Genomic DNA, 21,755 nt, shown 5'->3' with positions numbered 1-21,755 from the left:
TCAGTTCGTCCTGAACCGCACCATGTTGTTGAACACCCAGTCCTGGGTGACGCGGTGGGTCCAGACGCCGTCGGCACCCTGCTGCGAGGCGACCAGCGTGCTCCAAGTCCAAGTACGGCAGGCACCCCGGCCGGTCTGGGCGGTGTCACACTCGGTGCGCCACTGCCTGCCGTCGGCGGCCGTCCACTCCCCCGCGTGGCCGAGCGGGTTGGCCGCCCACGCCGCCCGTGTCATGAACGGCAGGTAGGTGAGGTTGTTGTGCACCCAGCCGTTGCGCTGCACGAACCGCCCGTCCTCCACCGTGACGCTGGTGGCCCAGATCTCGGTGTTGCAGCGGATGGTCTGCGAGTAGGGCTCGCAGGTGGTGTGCCACAGCCTTCCGCCGAAGTTGTGGAACCCCGGCACGGAGTAGACGTCCCCCGCGGGCGGTTCGGCGATGACGGTCACCGTCGCGGTGGGCGTCGGACTGGCCGACGGCGTCGGTTCCTCACTCGGGGTCGGCGACGGCGTGGGCCCCTCACTCGGGGTCGGCGACGGCGTGGGCTCCTCACTCGGGGTCGGCGACGGCGTGGGCTCCGCGCTCGGATCGGTGCCGGGGAGGGGGGTGCAGCCGAGCTCCCGCTCGGGCAGTTCGGCGTCGATCCCCATGCCGAGGAAAGTCACCTCGCTGGCCACCATGTGGGTGTTGTCGCGGGCGGTGAACACGAAGCGCACCTGGGCAGCGGTGACGTCGAGCGGCACCTCCACCACGGGCCCCGTGCCGGCCACCCCGCCCACCTCGACGGCGTCCCCGACGGCCACCCACTCCTCGCCCTGCAGCGCCTCGGCCCGGATGGTCACCGGCCAGGACAGGGAGCTGCCGTCGGCGTAGAAGTGCCAGGTGGCGGAGACGATCTCGCGTTCGGAGGCGAAGGCCGCCGTCAGCGTGTCGCTCAGGTTCTTGTTGCTCGCCTTCCAGTTGGACCAGGCCTTGTCCGTGAGGTTGCCGTTGACCAGCCCGGCGGTGCCGTAGCCAGGTTCGACGAACGTGGCGCTCACCTCGGGGGCGTCGGCCATGGGGGCGGCGACGGCGGGCAGCACGTCCACCAGCAGCCGCACCGGCGCGGTGGTCCCGTCGGGCAGGGTGGCGACGCCGGCCACCTCCACCAGGCCGAGCTCGGCCACGTCGTCGACGGTGACCTCGTCCCAGACCACCGGAACCTGCACCTCGCCGCCGGCCGGGTCACCGCCGAGCACGGCGACGGTGGCCGGCAGTTCCCCGAGCAGGCCGGGAGCGGCGGTGGTGTGCGCATCGCGGACGCACTGGCCCGCGATCACGACAACGGTGGCACTCACGTCGTGCTCGGTGCCGGCGACGTCGGTGAAGCTGCCTGCGACGGTGAACGACCCAGCTGCGGCCACCGCTGACTCGGCCACCGTCTCCCACGTCACGGCCACCTTCTCTGCCGCGCCGGCGACCGTGGTCCCGGAGACCTCGGCGGGCAGCTGGGGCAGGACACCCACCAGGGTGGTGACCTCGATGTCGTCGATGTCGGCGAGCGTCACGTCCTCGATGCGCCACTGCTGGTTGGCGCCGGAGTTGGGCTGCCACATGGTGACTTCCGAGCCCGCGGCGGTGTTCTGGCCGCCCACCTCGAGCACCTGCTCCTCGAGGGCGCTGACAAGGGTGTACGTGCCGTCGCCGGGGGTGGAGAGAATCCACTCGGTGGCGCCGTCGTCGGAGGTCAGCACCTCGCCGGCGGCGGAGGTGAGGGTGTAGGTGGCGGTGTTGGTGAAGCCGCCGGAGGTGCGCTCCAGGTACCAGGCCTGGGCCGGGTCCGAGGAGTCGACGTCCTCGATGGTGCGGCCGTCGGCCAGCGCGCGGCCGGACTGGGTGCCCACCACCCGGTAGAGGTGGCCGTCCTGCCCGAGGGCGGCGGTCTCGTCGACGCCGGAGACGGCGCTGACCTCGAAGGTCACCACGGAACGGGCTGGGACCACGAGGTCCGCCACGCCGTCGACCACCGCCACCGGCTCCCCCGCCACCAGCGGCGAGGACTCCGTGGTGACGATGGGCGTCACGACGGCCCCCGCGGTCTCGGCGAAGCCGTTCAGGTCCAGCCGCACCGTGCGCTGCGTCGCACCGGAGTTCACGTGCACCAGCGAGGCGCCCACTCCGTCGGCGTTGACGGCGGCGACGGTGTCCGCGTCGTCGGTGGCAACCAGGGTGGAGCCGGGCTCGATGTAGTGGGTGAAGTTGCGCGCGGTGTTGTACTTCGAGTTGGTGAAGATGGGGCAGGTCTCCAGCGTGTCGGTGGCCGTGCAGTCGAAGGGCAGCTGGATGGAGCCCCAGTTGGAGCCCAGCTCGGACTCGCCGCCGGGAGCCATGTTGTCGTAGTCCTCGACGGGTTGCCAGAACACCCAGGCGTCCGGCTCCAGGAGCCGCAGGTCCCCGATGACGTGCTGCGCGAGCCCGAGGCCGGGATCCATTGACACGAAGTCCTGACCGGTGCCCCAGTTGCCGCCCACCTCGCTCATCCACAGCGGCTTGTCGGCGATCTTGGCGATGTCGCGCACGGTGGTGCGGCCGCCGGTGCCGTAGGTGTGGACGTTCAGTTGTGCGACGTTGCCGCGCGTCTCCTCGTCGTAGGCGCGCCAGTTGGTGGCGAAGGTGCCGGGGTTGGTCTCGTCCATGGCCGAGACGACGGCGTCGGTGTCGGCGGCGGCCAGCTCCGCGGCCAGCGCGTCGATGATCTCGGCCTGCCGCTGCGGGCCGACGTGGGCGCCCTCCTGGCGGCCGCCCACGGGTTCCCCGTCCACCAGGGTGGTGCCCCAGTAGTTGGTGTTGGGCTCGTTGACCGGGTCGATGGTGTCCACCGTGATCCCGTGGGCGGCCTCGAGGCGCTTGACGGCACCCACCATGTAGGCGGCGAAGTCCCCGACGGACTCGGCGCGGACCTGCTCGGCTGTGGAGTCGAAACCGCCGGAGGTGTAGCCGGAGACGGTGTGGAACCACGGCGGCGAGTTCGAGAACGCCTCCCAGTGCGTGATGTCGCCCTTGGTGCGCTCCACCCACCAGCGCTGCGTGGCGTCGGCGTCGTCGTCCCAGTGCTCGGGGTTCTCCGGGTCCCACCAGTCCTTGTCGTCGCGGGTGGTGCCCTCGGGGGCGGCCCACCAGCCCTCGACGGCGCCGCCGGCACGGAGGTAGTCGGTCACGTCGGGCGCGTTGCCGCCGCCGACGTTGTAGCGGGCGATGTTGAGGCGCAGCCCGTCGTCACCGAAGACGCGTTCGTAGAGCGCCTCCCGGATCTCGTCGGGGTAGCCGCCGGTGGCGTTGGCGAACCAGATCAGCGAGGTGCCCCAGCCCTGGAAGTCGGGGTTGGCGTAGCTCGGGTCGACGGTGATGGTGACGTCGGGCGCCGGGCCCTCGTCGTCGCCCGGCGCGGCCGCCGAGGTCTGGCTGGTGACGATACCCGCGGTCACCATCGCGGTAGTGGCCAGGAGCGCACCCAGCCTGGTGTTCAAACGCATTCGATTCCCCTCAACCCTGAGTCCGGAATTGCTTGGCGTGTGAACGGTAACACAGAAATGGTTACGTAAACATGGCTTCTCGCCCATACCTTTCGACGACGATCTCGGCGAGCCTCGGGTCGGGCCCCAAGGGTGCCGACACCACGTCCGCGCCGGCAGTCAGGAGCCGGTCGTGGAAGTGGCCGGGCGCCAGCAGGTAGGAGGCCACCACCACCCGCGGGGCGGCGTCCAGCGGGTGCGGCACGTGGCCGAGCCCCGCCCGCGCGGCGGCCACGGCGTCGGCCACCGACGGCTGCGCGATGGCGCCGTAACCAACGCTGACCGGTCCCCGGTGGCGACGCCGCACCGCCGCCACCACCTGCGCCACGTCGGCCGCGGCATCGAGCCTGCTGGAGCCGGCCGCCGCCACGACGACGGCGTCGAACGGACGGGTCCCGGCGGCGGCGAGCCGGTCCATGAGGATGTCGACGAGCCTGGGGTCGGGCCCCAGCGGTCCCGCCGCGCTGGCCGAGCCCGCGTCGTCGCCACGGGGCGCCACGGCCTCCGCGATGTCGACGCCCACGTGGTAGCCGGCAGACAGCAGCAGCGGGACGACGACCGCATCGCGGCACTCGTCCCCCGGCGCGACGACGGCGGACACGACGTCGGCCACCTCGGGACGTTGCACGTCGACGAAGGCCTCGCGGACCTCGAGGTCGGGGCGGAGGGCGCGGACGTCGTCGAGGATTCCCCGGACGACGGCGCGGCCGGCCGGGTCGTTGGTGCCGTGCGAGCAGCCCACCAGCACCGGCGGCTCCGTCAGCGGCGCCGGGCGGCGGGCGAGGGCGGGGCTGGTCATGCCGCGTCCCCCGCATCCGTCGCGGGCGCGTGGCCGACGTGGACCACGCCGTCGTGCACGGCCACGGGCCAGGTGGCCAAGTCCGCGGCGAGGCCGGGTCTGGGGGTGTAGCCCGCCTCGTCCAGGCAGCGGCCGGTGGCCAGGTCGAAGACCTGCTTGTACATGGGGCCGGCGACGGTGGCCGCACCGCCGCGGGTGCCCACCAGACCGCGCGACATCACGTTGGCGCCCGAGAACGGGTCCAGCTGCTGGATGACGTGCACCGTGTCGTCGGCCAGGCGGAACAGCGCCACCTGGACGCCGTCGACGATGGCCGCGGCGCCGCGCTCGGGCAGGAGGTCCTGCAGCAGGCACACCCGCTCCCACGTCGTCTCGGTGTCTGGGTGAAGGGACAGCAGGGTCATCGACGGACCTCCAGTTCGGCGCCGGCGATCATGACCGGGCCATCGGGGACGGCGCCCGCGAGCGCCAGGCGCTCGTCGGGGCTGGCGGGGCGGATCTGGCCGCGCTCGGCGACGTAGGCCAGGTCCGGGTCTGGCTGGGTGGGGGCGTTGACGAAGGAGTTGAACCGACGCAGTTTCTCGGGGTCCTCGAGGACGGCGCGCCACTCGTCGTGGTAGTTGCCGATGTGGCGGGCCATGGCGGCGTCGAGGTCCGCCCCGATCCCCAGCGAGTCCTCGAGGACCACCTCACGGATGGCCTCGAGGCCGCCCTCGTGGTCCTCCAGCCATGCGGCCGTGCGCTGCAGCCGATCCGCGGTGCGGATGTAGTACATGAGGAAGCGGTCGATGGTGCGCAGCAGTTCCTCGGAGGTGAGGTCCTCGGCCAGGAGTTGCGCGTGGCGGGGCGTGAAGCCGCCGTTGCCGCCGACGTAGAGGTTCCACCCCTTGTCAGTGGCGATCACGCCGACGTCCTTGCCACGGGCCTCGGCGCACTCTCGGGCGCAGCCGGACACGCCCAGCTTCAGCTTGTGGGGCGAGCGCAGCCCGCGGTAGCGGAGCTCCAGCTCGACGGCCATGCCCACCGAGTCCTGCACCCCGTAGCGGCACCAGGTGGACCCGACGCAGGACTTCACCGTGCGCAGCGACTTGCCGTAGGCGTGGCCGGACTCGAAGCCGGCCTCCACCAGGCGCCGCCAGATGTGGGGGAGCTGCTCGATGCGGGCGCCGAACATGTCGATGCGCTGACCGCCGGTGATCTTGGTGTAGAGGCCGAAGTCGCGCGCCACCTCACCGATCAGGATGAGGCCCTCGGGCGTGATCTCGCCGCCGGGGATCCGGGGCACGACGGAGTAGGTGCCGTCCTTCTGGATGTTGGCCAGCACGTGGTCATTGGTGTCCTGCAGGGTGGCGTGTTCGCCGTCGAGGACGTGCTCGCTGTAGAGCGAGGCCAGGATGGAGGCGGCCACCGGACGGCAGATGTCGCAACCGCGGCCCGGTGAGTCGAGGCCCTCGGGGGTGCGGCCGAACCGCTCGATGATCTCGGTGAAGGTTCGCAGCTCCGCCACCCGGACGGCATCGAAGAGTTGGGCGCGGGAGAGGTCGAAGTGCTCGCAGAGCGCGTTGGAGACCTCGACGCCGGCGCGCTCGAGTTCGGTGGTGGTGATCTTCTTCACCAGCGGCAGGCAGGACCCGCAGCTGGTGCCGGCGCGGGTGCAGGCCTTCACTCCGGCCAGGTCCGTGCAGCCGTGTTCGGTGACGGCGCCGCGGATGGTGCCGGCGGACACGTTGTTGCAGGAACAGACGGTGGCGTCGTCGGGCAGTTCCAGCGTGGGCGCCCCCTGGGACCCGGCCCCTTCCGGCAACAGGAAGAGACTCGGGTCGCCGGGGAGCGCGGTGCCCAGCAGCGGCCGCAGTGACGCGTACGGGGCGGCGTCGCCCACGAAGACCCCGCCCAGGAGGGTGCGGGAGTCGTCGGAGACGACGAGTTTCTTGTAGACGCCGGCGAGCGGGTCTGAGTGGACCAACTCGATGGCGCCCGGGGTCTCGGCGTGGGTGTCGCCGAAGCTGGCGACGTCGACGCCCTGCAGCTTGAGCTTCGTGGCGGTGTCCGCGCCCGGGAACTCGGCGGCGCCGCCGAGCAGGCGGTCGGCCACCACCTCGGCCATGGCGTAGCCGGGCGCGACCAGCCCGATGCAGCGTCCTTCGATGCACGCCACTTCGCCGACGGCCCAGACGTGCGGGTCCTCGGTGCGGCAGTCGAGGTCCACGACGACGCCGCCCCGCTCCCCGATCGGCAGCCCGGCGGCGCGGCCCAGTTCGTCGCGGGGCCTGATGCCGGTGGCCACGACCACGACATCGACGTCCAGGCGGCTGCCGCCGACGAAGTCGAGCCGGCCGACGTGGCCGGTGCGGCGCGACGGCTTCATCCCGCTGGTGATGGCGTCGCAGCGCACGGCGATGCCCATGGCGTTGATGAGCCGGCCGAGCGCCATGCCGCCGCCCAGGTCGATCTGGGTGTTCATCAGGTGGGTGCCGTTCTGGATGACCGTGGCGTGGGCACCCAGTGCCTTCAGCGCACCCGCCGCCTCCAGGCCCAGCAGGCCGCCGCCGATGACGGCGCCGCGCACCGAGCGGTCCCAGTCGCCGTTCCAGGACTCCGGCTTGCGCTTCTTCTCCACCCAGCCGCGCAGGGCCGCGACGTCGTCGATGGTCCGGTACACGAACACGCCGGGCAGGTCGGCGCCGGGGATGGGCGGGACGGCGGCGCTGGAGCCGGTGGCGAGCACGAGCTCGTCGTAGTGGTGGACGCGCCCGAGGCGGTCGGTGACGGTTTGCGCGGCGCGGTCGATCCCGGTGATGGCGCAGCGGCTGTGGAACGTGACCAGCGGGTCCTCCCACAGTTCGCCGGAGCCGAGGTTCAGCTCCTCCGGGTCGCGGGCGGAGAAGTAGCTGGTGAGTGCGACGCGGTCGTACGGCCTGCGGGGCTCCTCGGCGAACACCGAGATCCGCCAGCGGCCGTCGACGTCGCGGGCGCGCAGGGCTTCCACCAGACGGGCGGCCACCATGCCACCACCGACGACGATCACGTGGCGGGTTGCGGTGCTGGCTTCGGTCACGATGGGCTCCTGGGGTGGGAATCAGGTCACCCACCCGCTTGTCACGGGCAGGTGCCACCGACACTAGGAAGCTGCCGTTTCGCCAAATGCCTGCGCACGTTCCGCCCCGGTAACGATCGATTTCCCTCCCGTAACAGACCTCTCACCAGCGCCGGGGCCGGGCGTGAACAAGGAGCTGCCCCGGTGCGGGGGACACCGGGGCAGCCGTTCAGGGGGTCAGACGAGGGACCTGTCAGTCGTCATCGTCGTCATCATCGTCATCGTCGTCCCAGTCGTCATCATCGTCATCGTCGTCGTCCCAGTCATCGTCGTCATCGTCGTCGTCGACGTGGACCGGTGGTGGTGGCGGGGGCTGCTTGGCGGTGGTCTTCTTCGCCGGCGGCGGGGCCGCCTTCGTGGTCTTGGGTGCCGGCGGCGGGGCTGCCTTGGTGGTCTGGGGAGCGGGCGCCTGGGTGGTGGCCGGAGGCGTGTCAGCCGGCGCGGTGGTGCCCGCGGTCGGGGTGGGCGAGGGTGAGGGGGAGGGCGACGGCGTCGGGCTCGGGGAGGGGCTCTCGCTGGGCTCGGGGCTCTCGCTCGGTACCGCGCTGGGCGAGATGGTGATGGCGGGCTCGTTCTGCTGCTCGCCGCCCGGGCTCGCGACCGACGCGAGCACCCCGGCCAGCACCACCGCCAGACCGAGCACGCCCGCGACGACCCAACTGGCGGTTCGCTTGACCGGTGACATCTGTTCCTCCTTCGACTGGGCACCAGTCAATCGGGCGCAGATTAGCGCGTGCGGAGTCTGGGATTAGAGAACTCTAATGTGGCTCAGGAGTTGGGGTCCGGCTCCGGCGCCTTCGGCAGCCCGAGGCCCGGGAACGTGAGGGACTTCTCCTTGCCCGACTTCCAGAACTGCCACGCCGGCGACGGTGTCGGCTCCTCCCACGCCAGGTAGCCGAAGCCGTCCGGGCGCGGGTTGCCCCACCAGTTCCGGACGACGAACGCGGCCTCGTTCACCGCCTCGGTGACCTGCTCCGCTGTGGCGGGCCAAGCCGTGGAGCGACGCCAGACGCCACCCCACGCGTCGCACAACTCCCACCCGCGGGAGGCGAGGCGTTCGTCGTCGGAGCTGCCGTTGGTGATCTCGGCGTGCAGTCGGTCACCCTCGGCGGACACGGAGAACTGCATCCTCACCTCGGGCGACTCCTTCTTCACCACGAGGTTCCCGCCCGGGTTCAGCGAGGCGAGCGCTTCGATGAGTGCGGTCTGCAGTTGCGCCCAGTCAGCCATGGGAAGTCCTTTGCATCGTCGGAAAGCTATGCCCCATCCTCCCAGATCGGCACAAACCAGCTCCCGCGAGGTCCGTGCAACCCAGAACTCCAACGTCCAAGCCCTCGGTTGCAGCAACACCGGGCCCCATCGTCGGTGCAACCGAAAGCTCCAACAGCCCAGCCCTCGGTTGCAGTGTTGTCCACAGCGCCACGTGCTCCCTGACGGATCGCGGAGCCAGACTCCCAGAGTGTGGGCATGAAGAAGGTCGACGTCCCACCTGAACTCCGCTCGCTCATCCGCATCCAGAACGGTGTGTTCACCCCTGCGCAGGCACTGGAGCACGGCGTCACCCGAGCGGTCCTCGACCGCCTGGCCCGCGAGGGGCACTGGCAGTCCCTCACGCGCGGACTGTGGTCCGTCGTGGAGGAGCCCGGATGGCTGGGACTGGCGTGGGGAGGACTGCTGTTGGCGGGTGAGGGCGCCGTGCTCGGTGGGGCGGCGGCTGCTCACCTGTGGGGAGCGGCGAGGCAACCTCGGACGATCAAGGTCTGGACGCCGCGACGACTGAAGGGGCACCCGGCGCTGGGGTCCCTCCGCCTCGGTCATGCAACACGCACACGTGCACCGGAAACCCAGCCGCCGCGGCTGTCCCTGGCCGACGCCGTGGTCGAGATGTGCATGGACGCGACGGTCGACGACGTCGTGGGCCACGTCTCCCGCGCGGTGAAGTCCCGCAACACCACGACGGCGCAGCTCCGCGAGGCCCTGGGGGCCACGCGAAATCATCCCAACCGTCTGCTGCTGGCCGACATCGCGCACGACCATGATTCGGGCACGGAGTCGCCGATCGAGCGTCGGTACCTGCATGACGTCGCGCTGGCCCATGGCCTGCCGGTGGGCACACGACAGGCGGAGGCTTCGCGCAGGGGGTTCACCGACGTCGGGTACGAGGAGTACGGCGTGCTGGTGGAGCTCGACGGGCGCGCCTTCCACGAGGGCCTGGCAGCCCACGACGACATGGCGCGCGACAACGGGAACCTGCTCAACGGCAATCGGACGTTTCGCTACGGCATGCGGGCGGTGGCCGGAACACCGTGTCGCGTCGCGGGCGAGGTGGGTACCGGACTGCGGCAGGGCGGCTGGAGGGGTCAACGCCACAGTTGCCCCCGGTGCGGGTGAGTGCAACCGAAGACTCCAACAGCCAAGTCCTCGGTTGCAGTGACCTCGCGGGCCGATGTTGCTGCAACCGAGGGCTCCAACAGCCAAGCTCTCGGTTACACGTTCACGGAGCCCGCGTCGTAGTCCCGCACCAACTGGTGGACGCCGTCGAGGATCTCCACGGGGCGGAAGGGGAACGTCTGGATGTTCTCCCGGGTGGCGATGCCGGTCAGGACCAGGACGGTGTGCAGGCCGGCTTCCATGCCGGCGACGATGTCGGTGTCCATGCGGTCACCGATCATGCCGGTCTCCTCCGAGTGGGCTCCGATCTTGTTCAACGCCGAGCGGAACATCATCGGGTTGGGCTTGCCGACGACGTAGGGGTGCAGCCCCGTCGCCTTGGTCATGAGCGCGGCGATGGCACCGGTGGCGGGGAGGATGCCCTCGGCGCTGGGGCCGGTGGCGTCGGGATTGGTGACGACGAAGCGGGCACCGGCGGCGATCAGCCGGATGGCGGTGGTCACCTGCTCGAAGGAGTAGGTGCGGGTCTCGCCGACGATGACGAAGTCGGGGTCCCTGTCGGTCATGATGAAGCCGCGCTCGTGGAGGGCGGTGATCATGCCGGCCTCACCGATCACGTACGCGGAGCCGCCCGGCTTCTGGGAGGCGACGAAGTCCGCCGTCGCCAGGGCAGAGGTCCAGATCCGCTCCTCCGGAACGTCCAGACCGGACGCCCTGAGCCGGGCGGCGAGGTCGCGCGGGGTGTAGATGGAGTTGTTGGTGAGCACCAGGTACTCGGTGCCGTCGGCCGTCCACTGGGCGATCAGTTCCTGTGCGCCCGGGAGCGCATTGTTCTCATGGACGAGCACTCCGTCCATGTCTGTGAGCCAACTCTTGATGTCCTCGCGAACGCGCATGACGCCACACTAGCCACCCCGCACGGGTGCCGCCCGAGTTCTCGGGACCTGTCCCGAGGCCGCGGCGTCCTCCGTAGAGTCTCCGGCATGGCTGGGGGAACGGATCGACTTCCGAAGGGCATGCGCCTGCGCACGGGACCGGGACGGGGAGGCTACGTGGTGGCCGCCCTGCTGTGGCTGGGTGGTTGGCTGGGGCTGTTCGCCGCGGGGCACGCCGCCTGGTGGGAGGCCGGCAGGCCCGGGACCGCCGAGGGAGTCGTCGCCGGTGACGGACTGCTCGCCCTGGTCCCGATCATCTGCCTCGGGCTCGTGACCGCGGGCTTCATCGTGTGGCTCTTCGTGAACCGGGCGCGCTCCTCGGCCCGGCGGAAGCTCCTCGTCGGGGCGGCGGCACCGGCGCCCACGGGTTGGGAAGGCTGATGTCCTCCTTCGGTTTCGAGTCCGACCACGTCGTCAAGGCGGCCGCGCAGGACGGCAACCGCCACGCCCAGGCCGAGCTGGACCGGCGGGAGAACGACCAGCGCCGCCTGCACGAGGGCGCCCAACAGCCCAGCGTCCCGTCGGGCGTCGACTTCACCGCCTACCTCGCACTCGTGTCCCCCATCATCGCCGTCGCAGTGCTGGTGGCGGTGCTGGCTAAGGGTGTCCAGTGGCTGGCGCTCGAGTCCCCGCTGGCCTCGCTGTTCCCGGGCCCCGCCACGAGCACGCCCCAGTACGTGCTGGCCGCCTTCACCCTCCTGGTGATCCTGCCGGTGGGGCTGTGGCTCGTCGGGTTGTGGGTGTACTCGACGCGGGCCCGCGTCGCCAGTTGGCTGCTCCTCCCCCTGGCGACGGCGCTGGTGCCGGCCATCCTGCTGATGACGCAGCAGACGGTCTCCACCGGGGACCCGTCGCGTGGCGTTGGCGTGGCGGCCTTGGTGCTGGGACCGGTGCTGGTGGCGGCCTACCTGGCGCTGCTGGTCTGGCAGCGCACCGGGCCGCGCGGGATCGTCGGTCTGCACAGGCGCGCCCAACGGACCGGGCAGCGCGGCGACCTGGTCCGGTTCGTCGAACTCCAGCAGAAACTCATGAACCGCGGGCTGCGCTCGCTCGGCTGGGAGGACCCGCGCATGCTGGAGGAGGCGCTCGCCCTCGCCGAGGGCTACCGGCTGCTCGGGCAGCACGCGCGTGCCCAGCACCTGGTGCAGCACACCTTCAGCCACGCCTCCGCACTGGACCCGCAACGCCTGCAGGACCTCCAGCTGTACGCGCACGAACTCGGGTTCTGACCCGCCGACAGCCGTGTCCGAAATCCGCTAGCGAGCGCCCCGACCGCGTGCCAGAGTGGGTGGCATGACACCACAGCTGGGCTTCGACGAGCGGTACCGGGCGATCTCCGCCCGCGACACCCGCTTCGACGGCCAGTTCGTCACGGCGGTCCGCTCCACCGGCATCTACTGCCGCCCCAGCTGCCCCGCCCGCACCCCGAAACCGGCCAACGTCACCTTCTACCCCACCAGCGCCGCCGCACACGAGGCGGGCTACCGCGCGTGCAAGCGCTGCCTGCCGGAGGCCGCACCCGGCTCGCCGGACTGGAACCTCCGCGGCGACGCCGTCGCCCGGGCCATGCGGCTCATCTCCGACGGCGTGGTGGAGCGGGAGGGCGTGCCCGGCCTGTCCGCGCGGCTGGGCTACTCGCCGCGGCACCTCACCCGGCTCCTGACCTCGGAACTCGGCGCCGGTCCGCTGGCGCTGGCCCGCGCGCAGCGCGCCAACACCGCCCGGATGCTGCTGGTGGGCACGGACCTGCCCGCCACGGACGTCGCCTTCTCCTCCGGCTTCACCAGCGTCCGGCAGTTCAACGACACCATCCGTGAGGTGTTCGGCATGACCCCGACGCAGCTGCGCGCCACCCGGCGCGGCCGCACCGTACCCGCGGGGCTCACGCTGACGCTGCCCGTGCGCGAACCGTTCGACCACGCCGGGTTGTTCGGTTGGATGGCCGCCCGGGCGCTCGCCGGCATGGAGTCCGGCGACGCCACCAGCTTCGAGCGCACCCTCGCCCTGCCCTCCGGCACCGGCTGGTTCCGGCTCAGCGTCGACGGTGGGCTGCGCCTGGAGGCCCAGCTCGAGCACCTGGACGACCTGGCCACGCTCGTCGCCCGCGTCCGTCGGCTGTTCGACCTCGACGCCGACCCGCTCGCCGTCGACGCCGCGCTCGGCCGGCACCCGGAGCTGGCGCCGCTGGTGGCCGCCACCCCGGGCATCCGGCTGCCCGGCACAGCGGACCCGCACGAGCTTCTCGTCCGCGCCATGGTGGGCCAACAGATCTCGGTGGCCGCGGCACGCACGCACCTGACCCGGCTGGTGGCCGCCCTCGGCCCGGAGGTCACCATCGCCGGGGCACGCCGTCGGCTGTTCCCGACGATGGCCGCCATCGCCGAGCACGGCGCCGAGGTCCTGACCGGGCCCGCAGCCCGGATCCGGGCCGTCGTGGAGGCCGCCGCGGCACTTGCATCCGGTGAGCTCCGACTCAGCCATGCCGACGACGGGCCCGAGCAGCGCACGGCACTCCTGGCCCGCCGCGGCATCGGCCCCTGGACCGCGGACTACGTCCGGATGCGCGTGCTTGGGGACCCGGACGTCATCCTCACCGGTGACCTCGCCCTGCGCTCCGGCGCCGCCGCCGTCGGCATCCCCCACGAGCCGTTGACCCTCCAGGCCTGGGCCGCCCGCGTGGCCCCCTGGCGCAGCTACCTGTCCATGCACCTGTGGCGCGCCAGCGCCGCCCCCGCAGTGAAGGAGACCCCATGACCACCACCGCCCGCACCATCGACACCCCCGACGGGCCGTTCACGCTGGTCGTCGACGGCGACGGGGCCGTGCTCGCCTCGGGCTGGAGCGCCGACGTCGACGCCGTCGTCGCCCGCATCCACCCGAGCCTTCGCCCGCTCGACGTCACCGTCGCCACCGGCGGCACCACCGTCGCCGCCGACGCCGTGCGCGCCTACTACGCGGGCGACCCCACCGCCATCGACGACGTGGCTGTGCGCCACCACGGCACCGCGCTCCAGCTCGCGGGCTGGGCGGCGCTGCGCCGGATCGGGCCGGGGGAACCGCTCAGCTACACGGCGTTCGCGGACGTGGTCGGCTCGCCCGCCGCGGTCAGGGCCGCTGCCGGGATCTGCGCACGCAACGCGCCGGCCCTGTTCGTACCGTGCCACCGGGTGCTGCGCAGCGACGGCAGCCTCGGCGGCTTCGCCTGGGGCGAGGAGGTCAAGCGCTCACTGCTGGACCGCGAGGCGCACTGGCTGGCCGGGAGCCGCCCCGCCGTCGTCGGGTGAGCCGTCAGTCGGCCTGACCCGCAGTGTCGGGCGGGTGCCGCTCGTCGTCGGCGCCCTGCATGAGGATGGTCATGCGGGTGCCGCGTCCGATCTCGCTGTCCACCTCCAGCTCACCGCGATGCGAGTCCACGATGGCCTTCACCACGGCCATCCCGAGCCCGCTGCCGGTCACGGTGGAGGCGCGGGCACCCTCGGTGCGGTAGAAGCGGTCGAAGATCTGGCGCTGTTCCTTCGGGGTGAGGCCGGGACCGGTGTCCTCCACCTCCATGAAACTGCGGCCGTCGCGGACCCCTGCCCGCACCACCGCCCCGCCGGTGACGGTGTACTTGACGGCGTTGGAGACGAGGTTGTCGAAGGCCTGCGCCAGGCGGCCGCGATCGCCCACCACCCATGCCGGCCCGTCGGACTCGAACCGCAGTGTCAGGCCGTTCAGCGTCGCCAGCGGGTGCGCCGCCTCCGCGCACTCCTTGGCGATGGCGCTCAGGTCCACCCTTTCGTGCACGACGGAAACCACTCCGGCCGCAGTGCCGAGCAGGTCGTTGACGAGGCCCAGGAGGCGCTCGGCGTTGCGCTGCACGATGATCAGGCTGCGGCGGTCCTCGGCCGTGAAGGCGTCCTCGGGGCGTTCGAGCAGGATGTCGGTGTAGCCGATGATCGAGGTCAGAGGGGTGCGGAACTCGTGTGAGATCCCGGCCACGAACTCGTCCTGCGCGGCCAGGGCGGCGACGAGCTCGGTGACGTCCTCGAACACGAGCACCGAACCGGCGAACTCGCCCTGCTCGTCGCGCATCGGGGAGGCGGAGATGTTCACGGCCCGCTGCTCCGCACCGACGCCGAGCCAGTGCCGCTCCCGGGTGAAGCTCTCCGCGCGCGCGGCGCGTCGTACCGGCCGGTCCTGGACGGGGAGCAGCTCACGGCTGGCACCCCCGAAGACCAGCAGCCGGCCCTCGCCCGGGTCGTCGCTCGGCTCGAGTGGTTCCGCCCTCGCCTGCAGCCTGTGCTGGCGCCGGTTCTTGAGGATTTCACGACCCTCGCTGTCGATGGCAAGCACCCCGACGTCGGCGGTGTTGATGATGGCCTCGACGAGGCGACGGCGGCTGCTGCCGAGTTCCTTCTCCTTGCTCAACTGCTCCTGGTGGTGCTCCATCTCGCGCTGCATGTAGGTGGTGGCGACGGAGACGCCCAGGCAGATCGTCGCCAGGGCGAGCGAGCGCGACAGCACGTGGTTCGCGAACGGTTCGGAGGCGAACAGGAGGCGCGGCCCCATGATCACCAGGAGCGGGACGACGAACGAGACCACCATCATCAGCCTGGGCCGGATGGAGGACCACGCCAGCCACAGCACCGGGAACACGAGCAGGCCCGCGACGGCGGGGACTTCGGGCTGGCCATGGGCGAGCAGGGCCACGGCGACGAAGTCCAGCATCGGCACGATGAGGTAGGTGCCGTACGGGGTGCGGTCCCAGGGCACCACCCCCGAAGCGACGGTGAGCAGGCCGACCACCACGAGGCCCGCCTGGAACAGGGGTGTGCCGAACGGGTCGTCAGCCGTCAGCGCCAGGAAGATCAGGGTCACGGTCAGCGTGACCATGAGCGGCATCTGCGAGAGGAAGACCCGCATCTGCAGGGAGTATCGGTGGAACGGCTGGGAGAGCATGGGCATCATGCCCGAGCCCGCCTCGACCTCCGTCCCGGTCGCCTCGTCGCTCATCGCCCGAGGATACGTTCCAGGTCCTCCCGGAGCGTACGTGGCCTGAAGGGTTTGACGAGGTAGCCGTCGGCGCCAGCTGCCAACGCACGCTCTGCGTCGGCGGCCCGGCCCCGGGCGCTGACCACCACCACCGGGCCGGAGTGGAACTCACGCAGCTGGGTCAGCACGTCGAGCCCGTTGACCCCGGGGAGGCCGATGTCCAGCGTCACGAGTTCCGGCGCGTGTTCCCTGACCGAGGTGATCCCCTGCTCTCCCGTGACGGCGGCTATGGCCTCGTAGCCCATCTGTCCCAGGACGATTTCCAACAGACCCCGGATGTCGTCATCGTCCTCGACGATGACGGCACGCTTCGTGTTCCCCATGGGACAAGTTCACCACAGCCGGAAGAGAAATGGGTTGTCGGCCCTCGCTTGGGAGTCGACAGGGCCCCGGACACGCCGGAGCCGGCAGGTCCCCCAACCTGCCGGCTCCCAGTGCGAGCACTCCTGCAACGAATCCGCCGGTTTCGCCTGTTTCCCCCCAGAAAATCGCTTTGCGGGCCGGGGCAGCAGTGCTGCCACTCAGCCACGTTCGCGGCGACCAGCGAAACTTCTCGCTCGTCCGGTTCGGCGCAATTCTCACCGCGACTTCGGGACGAGCCTGTGGATTCAGTTCTTGTCGAGGAGTCCCGACACGGAGGACACTACGCCCTCCGACGGTGTTTGGCAGTCGATTCGCAGCGTATTTGGTCAAGATTTACAGAATCTTGAGCTTCAGCCTGAACAGGAATCACTTCTGCATCGGTGCCCGGATAATTGCCACTGGTACTACGGGAGCATCGGGCCACCCCGGGGACGGCCAAGCTCCGCCCAACGCGCCAGTACCACCTCGAGCCGGCCGTGCACGCGCGTCGTCGCGAGTTCGTCGCCGCGGGTGCGGCCGTCATTGACGATCACCACTGGAACCCCGTCGCGAGCGGCGTGGCGCACGAATCGCAGGCCGCTCATGACCGTGAGGCTGGAGCCCAGCACCAGCAGGACCTCCGCGTCGTCAAGAATCGCGAACGCCTCGGCGACCACCTCGCGGCGGGCGTTCTCCCCGAAGAACACCACGTCCGGCTTGAGGATGCCTCCACACACCGCGCAGGCCGGGTACTCGAAGGTCTCGGTCCGGTCCACCTCGGCGTCGCCGTCGGGCGCGGTGGCGCTGTCCCGGGCGAGTTCGTGCAGTCGGTGCCGGAGCTCCGGGTTCAGGGCCAGCATCGCCTCCTGCAGCTCATCGCGATGGACCCGGTGGCCGCACGCGAGGCAGTAGGCGCCGTCGAGCGAGCCGTGCAGGTCCACCACCCGACGCGACCCGGCGGCCTGGTGCAGGCGGTCCACGTTCTGCGTGACCACCCCCACCACGTCGAGCTGGCCCTCCAGTTCGGCGAGGAGGCGGTGCGCCGCGCCGGGCCGGGCGGCCCCGAACGTCATCCAGCCGACGGTGCTGCGCGCCCAGTACCGGCGCCGGGCGAAGTCCGAGCCGATGAACTCCTGGTAGGTCATGGGGTTGCGGACCTTCGCGTCCCGTCCGCGGTAGTCCGGCAGGCCGGCGCCGGTGGACATCCCGGCCCCGGTCAGCACCATGGTGGCGCGCCCGCGCAGGAGCCCCAGCGCCTGAGTGACCTCCGCGTCGGAGGACGTCCGGCCGAACCCTCCCAGCGGCTCCCACGGCTTCACCCTGGGGGCGTCGGGAACATCCGCGACGGCGGAACGGAACCAGCCGCCGACGTCGGGGACCGGTGCGTCGGGCACGTTCCCCGGACTAGTCAGCGGCCCGGGCCGGACCGGTGGATTCCCGCACGACGAGTTGGGGTTCGAAGGTCTCGTCGACGAGCCCCTCCGTGCGGGCGCGGACCCCCAGCTCGAGCGCAGCGGCACCCATGTCGCGCAGCGGTAGGGCCACCGTGGTGAGCGCGGGCGTGAGGTCCCGCGAGACCCAGATGTCGTTGCAGCCGACGACGCTGACGTCCCCCGGGACGGAGTAGCCGTTCTCCCGCAGCCACACCATCGCGCCGATCGCCATCTGGTCGGCCGTCCCCACGACGGCGGTGGTGCCGGGGAACTCCGCCATGGCGTCGGCCATCACGGCGTGCGCGTCGTCACGGGTGCCCCGTGCGGGCCGCACCCGCACCGAACCGCCCAGCACCTCGCGGATGCCCTCGATGCGGTCCACGGTGGAGGTGAGGGCCGGGTTTCCGGACAGGATGATGACCTCGCGGTGGCCGAGACCGGCGAGGTGCTCGCCGATCTGCCGCCCGGCGCTGCGGTTGTCCACCAGGATGCGGCTGACAGGGGCATCGACGTCGTGGCGGCCGATGACCACGGCGGTGCGCAGGCCGTCGGAGGTGAAAGTGGTGAGGCGGGAGGCGATGCTGCGCTGCCACTCCTCGTCCAGCAGTCCGGAGCCGGCGATGATGGCCATTCCCACGCCCTGTGCCTGCAGGGAGCGGAATGCCTGGATCTCCTGGGCAGGGTCCCGCTCGGTGTTCAGGACCGTGACCATGTACTTGCGGACCGTGGCCTCGTCGTGGATGCCGGCGATCATGCTGGAGAAGTACGGGTCCCCCACGTCGCCCACCAGCACGCCGATGGAGCCGGGGTTGCCCAGCAGGAGGCCCTGGGCCTGCGCGTTCGGGATGTAGTCGAGAGCCTCGGCCACCTCGAGCACCTTGCGGCGCAGGTCCTCCTTGACCGGGTAATCACTGCCGGAGAGCACGCGGGAAGCCGTCGCCAAGGACACACCGGCCCCCTGTGCGACGTCCCTGAGTCTCGCTCCGCTCATGGCCCACAGAATAGCGTTACTGAACACGCTCGAAGCGGGAGCCGCGCCAAACGATGGCGCCACCGGTCGGACAATCTGCTGCTTGACCACCGGCCGGGCAGTCCAATAAGGTGATGGAAAAGGATTTCTGGAGGGAAGATGGCCACATTCAGCGAGAGCGTCCCCGGCGACGAAGCCGCGCTCGAGGAGCTGCTGTCCCGTCCGACGCCCGGGGTTGTCGAACAACTCTCGAAGCTCGACGGGGACCTGGTGCTGCTCGGTACCGGCGGCAAGGTGGGGCCCAGCCTCGCGATGATGGCGCGCCGTGCCCTCGACGAGGCCGGCTCCCGGAGCCGGGTGATCGGGGTCTCGCGCTGGAGCGACGCCGCGGCCCGGCAGCGGGTGGAGGCGCAGGGCATCGAGACCATCTCAGCAGACCTGGCCGACCCCGACGTCTACGCGGGCCTCCCCGACGCCGGGGCGATGCTGTTCCTGGTTGGCCACAAGTTCGGCAGCTCGGGCGACTCCTCCCGGACGTGGTGGATGAACAGCACCGTCCCCGCACTGGCGGCCAACCGCTACCGCGGGGTCCCCACCGTCGCGTACTCCACGGGCAATGTCTACCCGCTGCGTCCCACCAGCCTCGGCGGCGCCTCCGAGTCCGACCCGACCGGCCCGGTGGGCGACTACGCGCAGTCCTGCCTGGCCCGCGAGCAGATGTTCGCCCACGCCGGGCAGGCGTGGGGCACGCCCTCGGTGGTGTACCGCCTGAACTACGCGGTGGAGCTGCGCTACGGCGTGATCGCGGACATCGCCACGAAGATCCTCGCCGGCGAGCCGGTCGACGTCACGATGCCTGCCGTCAACGTCGTGTGGCAGGGCGACTCGAACGCGTGGACCCTGCAGAGCCTCGGGATCGCCGACCCGTCCGCCACCATCCTGAACGCGACCGGACCCGAGACCATCGGCACCCGCCGGATCGCCACCCTGCTCGGGGAGCTGCTGGAAACCGAGGTCGCCATCACCGGCGACGAGGCTGACGACGCGCTCCTCAACGACGCCTCGTGGTGCCACAGCCTCTTCGGCTACCCATCCGTCCCGGTGCACCAGGTGATCCACTGGGTGGCAGCCTGGCTGCGCAGTGGTGGCCGCCAACTGGGCAAGGCCACCAAATTCCAGCAGCGAGAGGGCAGCTTCTGATGTCCCTCCCCCTGGACGCCGCCTGGTTCCAGCAGGGCGTCGCCATTCCCGCCCACCCGCTCGCGCTGGACGGCAACGCCCGCGTCGACTGGGCCTCCCAGACCGCGCTCACGAGGTACTACGCCGCCGCCGGGGCCCACGGCATCGCCGTTGGGGTGCACACCACCCAGTTCGAGCTGCACCACGATGAGGCCCTTCTGGGCGAGGTGTGGCAGCAGGCCGCCGCAGCCACCACCGCTTCCGCGAACCCCGGCATGGCCCTCATCGCCGGCATCTGCGGGGACACCGAACAAGCCGTCCGCGAGGCCGAGATGGCCCGCGAGCACGGCTACGGCGCCGCCCTCCTGTGCGGGTACGGCATGCAGAATCCCTCCGAGAACGCCATGCTCGAACGAGCACGGGCCGTGGGCGAGGTGCTGCCCACCATCGGCTTCTACCTGCAGGAGAGCGTGCGGGGCGTCTACCTGTCCCCCGGCTACTGGCGCGCGCTGTTCGAACTGGAGAGCGTCGTCGCCGTCAAGGCCGCCCCGTTCGACAGATACCGCACCAGCGACGTCGCCGTCGCCCTCCTGGAATCCGACCGTTGGCGGGACATCGCACTCCTGACCGGCAACGACGACACCATCGTGGCCGACCTGCTCCTGCCCACCACCCGGGTGGTGGGCAGCGTCGAGCGGAAGGTCGAGTTCTCCGGCGGCCTGCTCGGGCAGTGGGCCGTCGGCACCCGGGCCGCCGTGCAACTGGTGGCCGACGTCATGGCCGCCCGCACCAGCGGCCTGACCAGACCCGAACACCACGAGGTGGCCAACCACCTCGTCGAGGTGAACGCCGCCGTCTTCGACCCGCACAACGGCTTCGCCGGCTGCGTGTCCGGGATCAACGAGATGCTGAGACAACAAGGCCTGATCGAGTCCAACGTCTGCCTGTCACCGCAGGAGCGCCTCTCACCCGGGCAGGCGGAGGCCATCGCCGAGGTCCGGCGCCGCTACCCGGAACTCCTGGACGAGACCTTCATCGCCGCCAACCGGGACCAGTGGCGCGGGGAGCCGGCCAGCGCGATCGCCTGATCCCATGGTCCTGCGCATCGGCGTGCTCGGCACCGACACCACCCACATCGACGAGTTCATCCGGCACCTCAACCCCGAGGGGCGCTTCCCCGGGCTGAGGATCACCAGCGCGCTGGCCGAGTCCCCCGAGCGCGACGCCCACCTGGTTGCCCGGGGCATCACGGTGCTGCCGGAAGTGGCCGACGTCGTGGCCGCCAGCGACGGCATCCTCGTGACCCACCGCGAGGGCAGCCGCCATCGTGCTCTCGCCGAACCGGGGCTGCTGGCGGGGCTTGCGACCTTCGTGGACAAGCCTCTGGCCACGACGCACCGCGACGCCGCGCACCTGCTGGACCTGGCGCGGAAGTCCGGGGCGGCCGTCGGCTCGTGCTCCGCGGTGAGCGTGCATCCCGCGGTGGTCGCCGCCCGTTCGCGCGGCACCACCCAGATCACTTTCCGGGGCCCGGCGGACCACCACTCCCCATACGACGGGCTGTTCTTCTACGGGATCCATGCGGCGGAGACGGCCTGCACCATCGCGCTGGGGCCCGGGCAGGCAGGGACCCCGGAGGATGTGCGCGCCATCGCCGACGGCGACGGGGTGGTCCTGGAGGCACTCCTGTCCGGTTGCCGGCTGCGGCTCGAGCTGCACGCCGCCACCGTCGGCTTCAGCATGGACCTCGGCGAGGGTCCCATCAGCCTGGATCTCGGCCCCGACTACCTGGCCCCAGTCACCACCCGGATCGCCGCCGTGATGCACGGAGGACCCGTCCCAGATCCCGCGCCCACCGTCGCGGCCGTCTCACTGCTGGAGCAGGCCGTGTTGTTGCTCGCGCCGCCCGCTGCCTGAGGGACCGCCCCGAGTGGTGCTGTTCATCGACAGTCAAGTGGATAGTGCACGTGACTGTCGATGAACAGCACCACTCAATCGCGCATCAGGTCACCCTGACGGCCCGCCC

At 71.1% G+C, this 21,755-nt stretch carries 19 protein-coding genes; 8 read left to right on the top strand and 11 right to left on the bottom strand.

Annotated elements, in window-relative coordinates:
- From ACYU7G_RS02165 to ACYU7G_RS02140, 6 genes are all read right to left on the bottom strand, one after another.
- Complete coding sequence (locus tag ACYU7G_RS02165) at positions 1 to 3,510, bottom strand: Ig-like domain-containing protein (protein ID WP_461104292.1); 3,510 nt, start codon at positions 3,508 to 3,510, stop codon at positions 1 to 3.
- Positions 3,511 to 3,571: 61 nt separating this feature from the next.
- The gene (locus ACYU7G_RS02160; protein WP_461104290.1) at positions 3,572 to 4,348 is read right to left on the bottom strand and encodes a sirohydrochlorin chelatase; all 777 of its coding nucleotides are present in this window, start codon (positions 4,346 to 4,348) and stop codon (positions 3,572 to 3,574) included.
- Positions 4,345 to 4,752 carry a nitrite reductase small subunit NirD gene (nirD, locus tag ACYU7G_RS02155; RefSeq protein WP_461104288.1) on the bottom strand — a complete coding sequence of 136 codons (408 nt, stop codon included), beginning with the start codon at positions 4,750 to 4,752 and terminating at the stop codon, positions 4,345 to 4,347. Before nirD ends, ACYU7G_RS02160 begins: the two co-directional genes overlap by 4 nt.
- On the bottom strand, positions 4,749 to 7,406 hold the full coding sequence (nirB, locus tag ACYU7G_RS02150; RefSeq protein ID WP_461104286.1) for a nitrite reductase large subunit NirB: 2,658 nt from the start codon (positions 7,404 to 7,406) through the stop codon (positions 4,749 to 4,751). The genes nirD and nirB overlap by 4 nt, the downstream gene beginning before the upstream one ends.
- Before the next feature lie 232 nt (positions 7,407 to 7,638).
- Positions 7,639 to 8,130, bottom strand: a complete 492-nt coding sequence (locus tag ACYU7G_RS02145; RefSeq protein ID WP_461104284.1) for a hypothetical protein — start codon at positions 8,128 to 8,130, stop codon at positions 7,639 to 7,641.
- 83 nt (positions 8,131 to 8,213) lie between these two features.
- Positions 8,214 to 8,675, bottom strand: coding sequence for a TY-Chap domain-containing protein (locus ACYU7G_RS02140; RefSeq protein ID WP_461104282.1), 462 nt, complete (start codon positions 8,673 to 8,675; stop codon positions 8,214 to 8,216).
- 237 nt (positions 8,676 to 8,912) lie between these two features.
- Here ACYU7G_RS02140 and ACYU7G_RS02135 point away from each other — a divergent pair, with 237 nt between their 5' ends.
- A complete protein-coding gene (locus ACYU7G_RS02135) occupies positions 8,913 to 9,836 on the top strand; it encodes a type IV toxin-antitoxin system AbiEi family antitoxin domain-containing protein (protein ID WP_461104280.1) in 924 nt (307 codons plus the stop codon).
- Between the two features lie 95 nt (positions 9,837 to 9,931).
- Here ACYU7G_RS02135 and ACYU7G_RS02130 read toward each other — a convergent pair whose 3' ends face one another.
- Entirely contained in the window at positions 9,932 to 10,732 is an 801-nt protein-coding gene (locus ACYU7G_RS02130; RefSeq protein ID WP_461104278.1) for an HAD-IIA family hydrolase, read from the bottom strand.
- An 87-nt stretch (positions 10,733 to 10,819) separates the two neighbouring features.
- Between ACYU7G_RS02130 and ACYU7G_RS02125 the strand changes: the two genes are divergently transcribed.
- From ACYU7G_RS02125 to ACYU7G_RS02110, 4 genes are all read left to right on the top strand, one after another.
- Positions 10,820 to 11,152, top strand: a complete 333-nt coding sequence (locus tag ACYU7G_RS02125) for a hypothetical protein (protein WP_461104276.1) — start codon at positions 10,820 to 10,822, stop codon at positions 11,150 to 11,152.
- Entirely contained in the window at positions 11,152 to 12,000 is an 849-nt protein-coding gene (locus ACYU7G_RS02120) for a hypothetical protein (protein ID WP_461104274.1), read from the top strand. Before ACYU7G_RS02125 ends, ACYU7G_RS02120 begins: the two co-directional genes overlap by 1 nt.
- A gap of 64 nt (positions 12,001 to 12,064) precedes the next feature.
- On the top strand, positions 12,065 to 13,525 hold the full coding sequence (locus ACYU7G_RS02115) for an AlkA N-terminal domain-containing protein (protein WP_461104272.1): 1,461 nt from the start codon (positions 12,065 to 12,067) through the stop codon (positions 13,523 to 13,525).
- On the top strand, positions 13,522 to 14,055 hold the full coding sequence (locus ACYU7G_RS02110) for a methylated-DNA--[protein]-cysteine S-methyltransferase (protein WP_461104270.1): 534 nt from the start codon (positions 13,522 to 13,524) through the stop codon (positions 14,053 to 14,055). The genes ACYU7G_RS02115 and ACYU7G_RS02110 overlap by 4 nt, the downstream gene beginning before the upstream one ends.
- Before the next feature lie 4 nt (positions 14,056 to 14,059).
- Here ACYU7G_RS02110 and ACYU7G_RS02105 read toward each other — a convergent pair whose 3' ends face one another.
- From ACYU7G_RS02105 to ACYU7G_RS02090, 4 genes are all read right to left on the bottom strand, one after another.
- A complete protein-coding gene (locus ACYU7G_RS02105; RefSeq protein WP_461104268.1) occupies positions 14,060 to 15,766 on the bottom strand; it encodes a sensor histidine kinase in 1,707 nt (568 codons plus the stop codon).
- Positions 15,763 to 16,128 carry a response regulator transcription factor gene (locus tag ACYU7G_RS02100; RefSeq protein WP_461104266.1) on the bottom strand — a complete coding sequence of 122 codons (366 nt, stop codon included), beginning with the start codon at positions 16,126 to 16,128 and terminating at the stop codon, positions 15,763 to 15,765. The genes ACYU7G_RS02105 and ACYU7G_RS02100 overlap by 4 nt, the downstream gene beginning before the upstream one ends.
- Positions 16,129 to 16,572: 444 nt before the next feature.
- Positions 16,573 to 17,541 (bottom strand): NAD-dependent protein deacetylase, encoded by a 969-nt coding sequence (locus ACYU7G_RS02095; RefSeq protein WP_461104264.1) that lies wholly within the window; start codon positions 17,539 to 17,541, stop codon positions 16,573 to 16,575.
- 10 nt (positions 17,542 to 17,551) lie between these two features.
- Positions 17,552 to 18,571, bottom strand: coding sequence for a LacI family DNA-binding transcriptional regulator (locus ACYU7G_RS02090; RefSeq protein ID WP_461104262.1), 1,020 nt, complete (start codon positions 18,569 to 18,571; stop codon positions 17,552 to 17,554).
- 138 nt (positions 18,572 to 18,709) lie between these two features.
- On the opposite strand from ACYU7G_RS02090, the gene ACYU7G_RS02085 reads away from it, so the two are divergent.
- From ACYU7G_RS02085 to ACYU7G_RS02075, 3 genes are read left to right on the top strand one after another with little or no spacing between them, the layout of a single operon-like run.
- On the top strand, positions 18,710 to 19,750 hold the full coding sequence (locus ACYU7G_RS02085) for an NAD-dependent epimerase/dehydratase family protein (RefSeq protein WP_461104260.1): 1,041 nt from the start codon (positions 18,710 to 18,712) through the stop codon (positions 19,748 to 19,750).
- Positions 19,750 to 20,817 carry a dihydrodipicolinate synthase family protein gene (locus ACYU7G_RS02080; RefSeq protein WP_461104258.1) on the top strand — a complete coding sequence of 356 codons (1,068 nt, stop codon included), beginning with the start codon at positions 19,750 to 19,752 and terminating at the stop codon, positions 20,815 to 20,817. The genes ACYU7G_RS02085 and ACYU7G_RS02080 overlap by 1 nt, the downstream gene beginning before the upstream one ends.
- 4 nt (positions 20,818 to 20,821) lie before the next feature.
- Entirely contained in the window at positions 20,822 to 21,646 is an 825-nt protein-coding gene (locus ACYU7G_RS02075; RefSeq protein WP_461104256.1) for a Gfo/Idh/MocA family oxidoreductase, read from the top strand.
- Positions 21,647 to 21,755: the final 109 nt, after the last annotated feature.

Source organism: Tessaracoccus terricola (assembly GCF_054776555.1).
Note: the sequence above shows the minus strand (reverse complement) of the source record. Positions and strands in the feature narration are given on the sequence as shown.

Bases quoted from the DNA above. Each gene is read 5' to 3' on its own strand.
- ACYU7G_RS02120 (WP_461104274.1), top strand. From the start codon at position 11,152: ATGTCCTCCTTCGGTTTCGAGTCCGACCACGTCGTCAAGGCGGCCGCG.
- ACYU7G_RS02105 (WP_461104268.1), bottom strand. From the start codon at position 15,766: ATGAGCGACGAGGCGACCGGGACGGAGGTCGAGGCGGGCTCGGGCATG.
- ACYU7G_RS02115 (WP_461104272.1), top strand. From the start codon at position 12,065: ATGACACCACAGCTGGGCTTCGACGAGCGGTACCGGGCGATCTCCGCC.
- ACYU7G_RS02100 (WP_461104266.1), bottom strand. From the start codon at position 16,128: ATGGGGAACACGAAGCGTGCCGTCATCGTCGAGGACGATGACGACATC.
- ACYU7G_RS02110 (WP_461104270.1), top strand. From the start codon at position 13,522: ATGACCACCACCGCCCGCACCATCGACACCCCCGACGGGCCGTTCACG.
- ACYU7G_RS02130 (WP_461104278.1), bottom strand. From the start codon at position 10,732: ATGCGCGTTCGCGAGGACATCAAGAGTTGGCTCACAGACATGGACGGA.
- ACYU7G_RS02140 (WP_461104282.1), bottom strand. From the start codon at position 8,675: ATGGCTGACTGGGCGCAACTGCAGACCGCACTCATCGAAGCGCTCGCC.
- ACYU7G_RS02075 (WP_461104256.1), top strand. From the start codon at position 20,822: ATGGTCCTGCGCATCGGCGTGCTCGGCACCGACACCACCCACATCGAC.
- ACYU7G_RS02080 (WP_461104258.1), top strand. From the start codon at position 19,750: ATGTCCCTCCCCCTGGACGCCGCCTGGTTCCAGCAGGGCGTCGCCATT.
- ACYU7G_RS02165 (WP_461104292.1), bottom strand. From the start codon at position 3,510: ATGCGTTTGAACACCAGGCTGGGTGCGCTCCTGGCCACTACCGCGATG.
- nirD (WP_461104288.1), bottom strand. From the start codon at position 4,752: ATGACCCTGCTGTCCCTTCACCCAGACACCGAGACGACGTGGGAGCGG.
- ACYU7G_RS02090 (WP_461104262.1), bottom strand. From the start codon at position 18,571: ATGAGCGGAGCGAGACTCAGGGACGTCGCACAGGGGGCCGGTGTGTCC.
- ACYU7G_RS02135 (WP_461104280.1), top strand. From the start codon at position 8,913: ATGAAGAAGGTCGACGTCCCACCTGAACTCCGCTCGCTCATCCGCATC.
- ACYU7G_RS02145 (WP_461104284.1), bottom strand. From the start codon at position 8,130: ATGTCACCGGTCAAGCGAACCGCCAGTTGGGTCGTCGCGGGCGTGCTC.
- ACYU7G_RS02085 (WP_461104260.1), top strand. From the start codon at position 18,710: ATGGCCACATTCAGCGAGAGCGTCCCCGGCGACGAAGCCGCGCTCGAG.
- ACYU7G_RS02160 (WP_461104290.1), bottom strand. From the start codon at position 4,348: ATGACCAGCCCCGCCCTCGCCCGCCGCCCGGCGCCGCTGACGGAGCCG.
- ACYU7G_RS02125 (WP_461104276.1), top strand. From the start codon at position 10,820: ATGGCTGGGGGAACGGATCGACTTCCGAAGGGCATGCGCCTGCGCACG.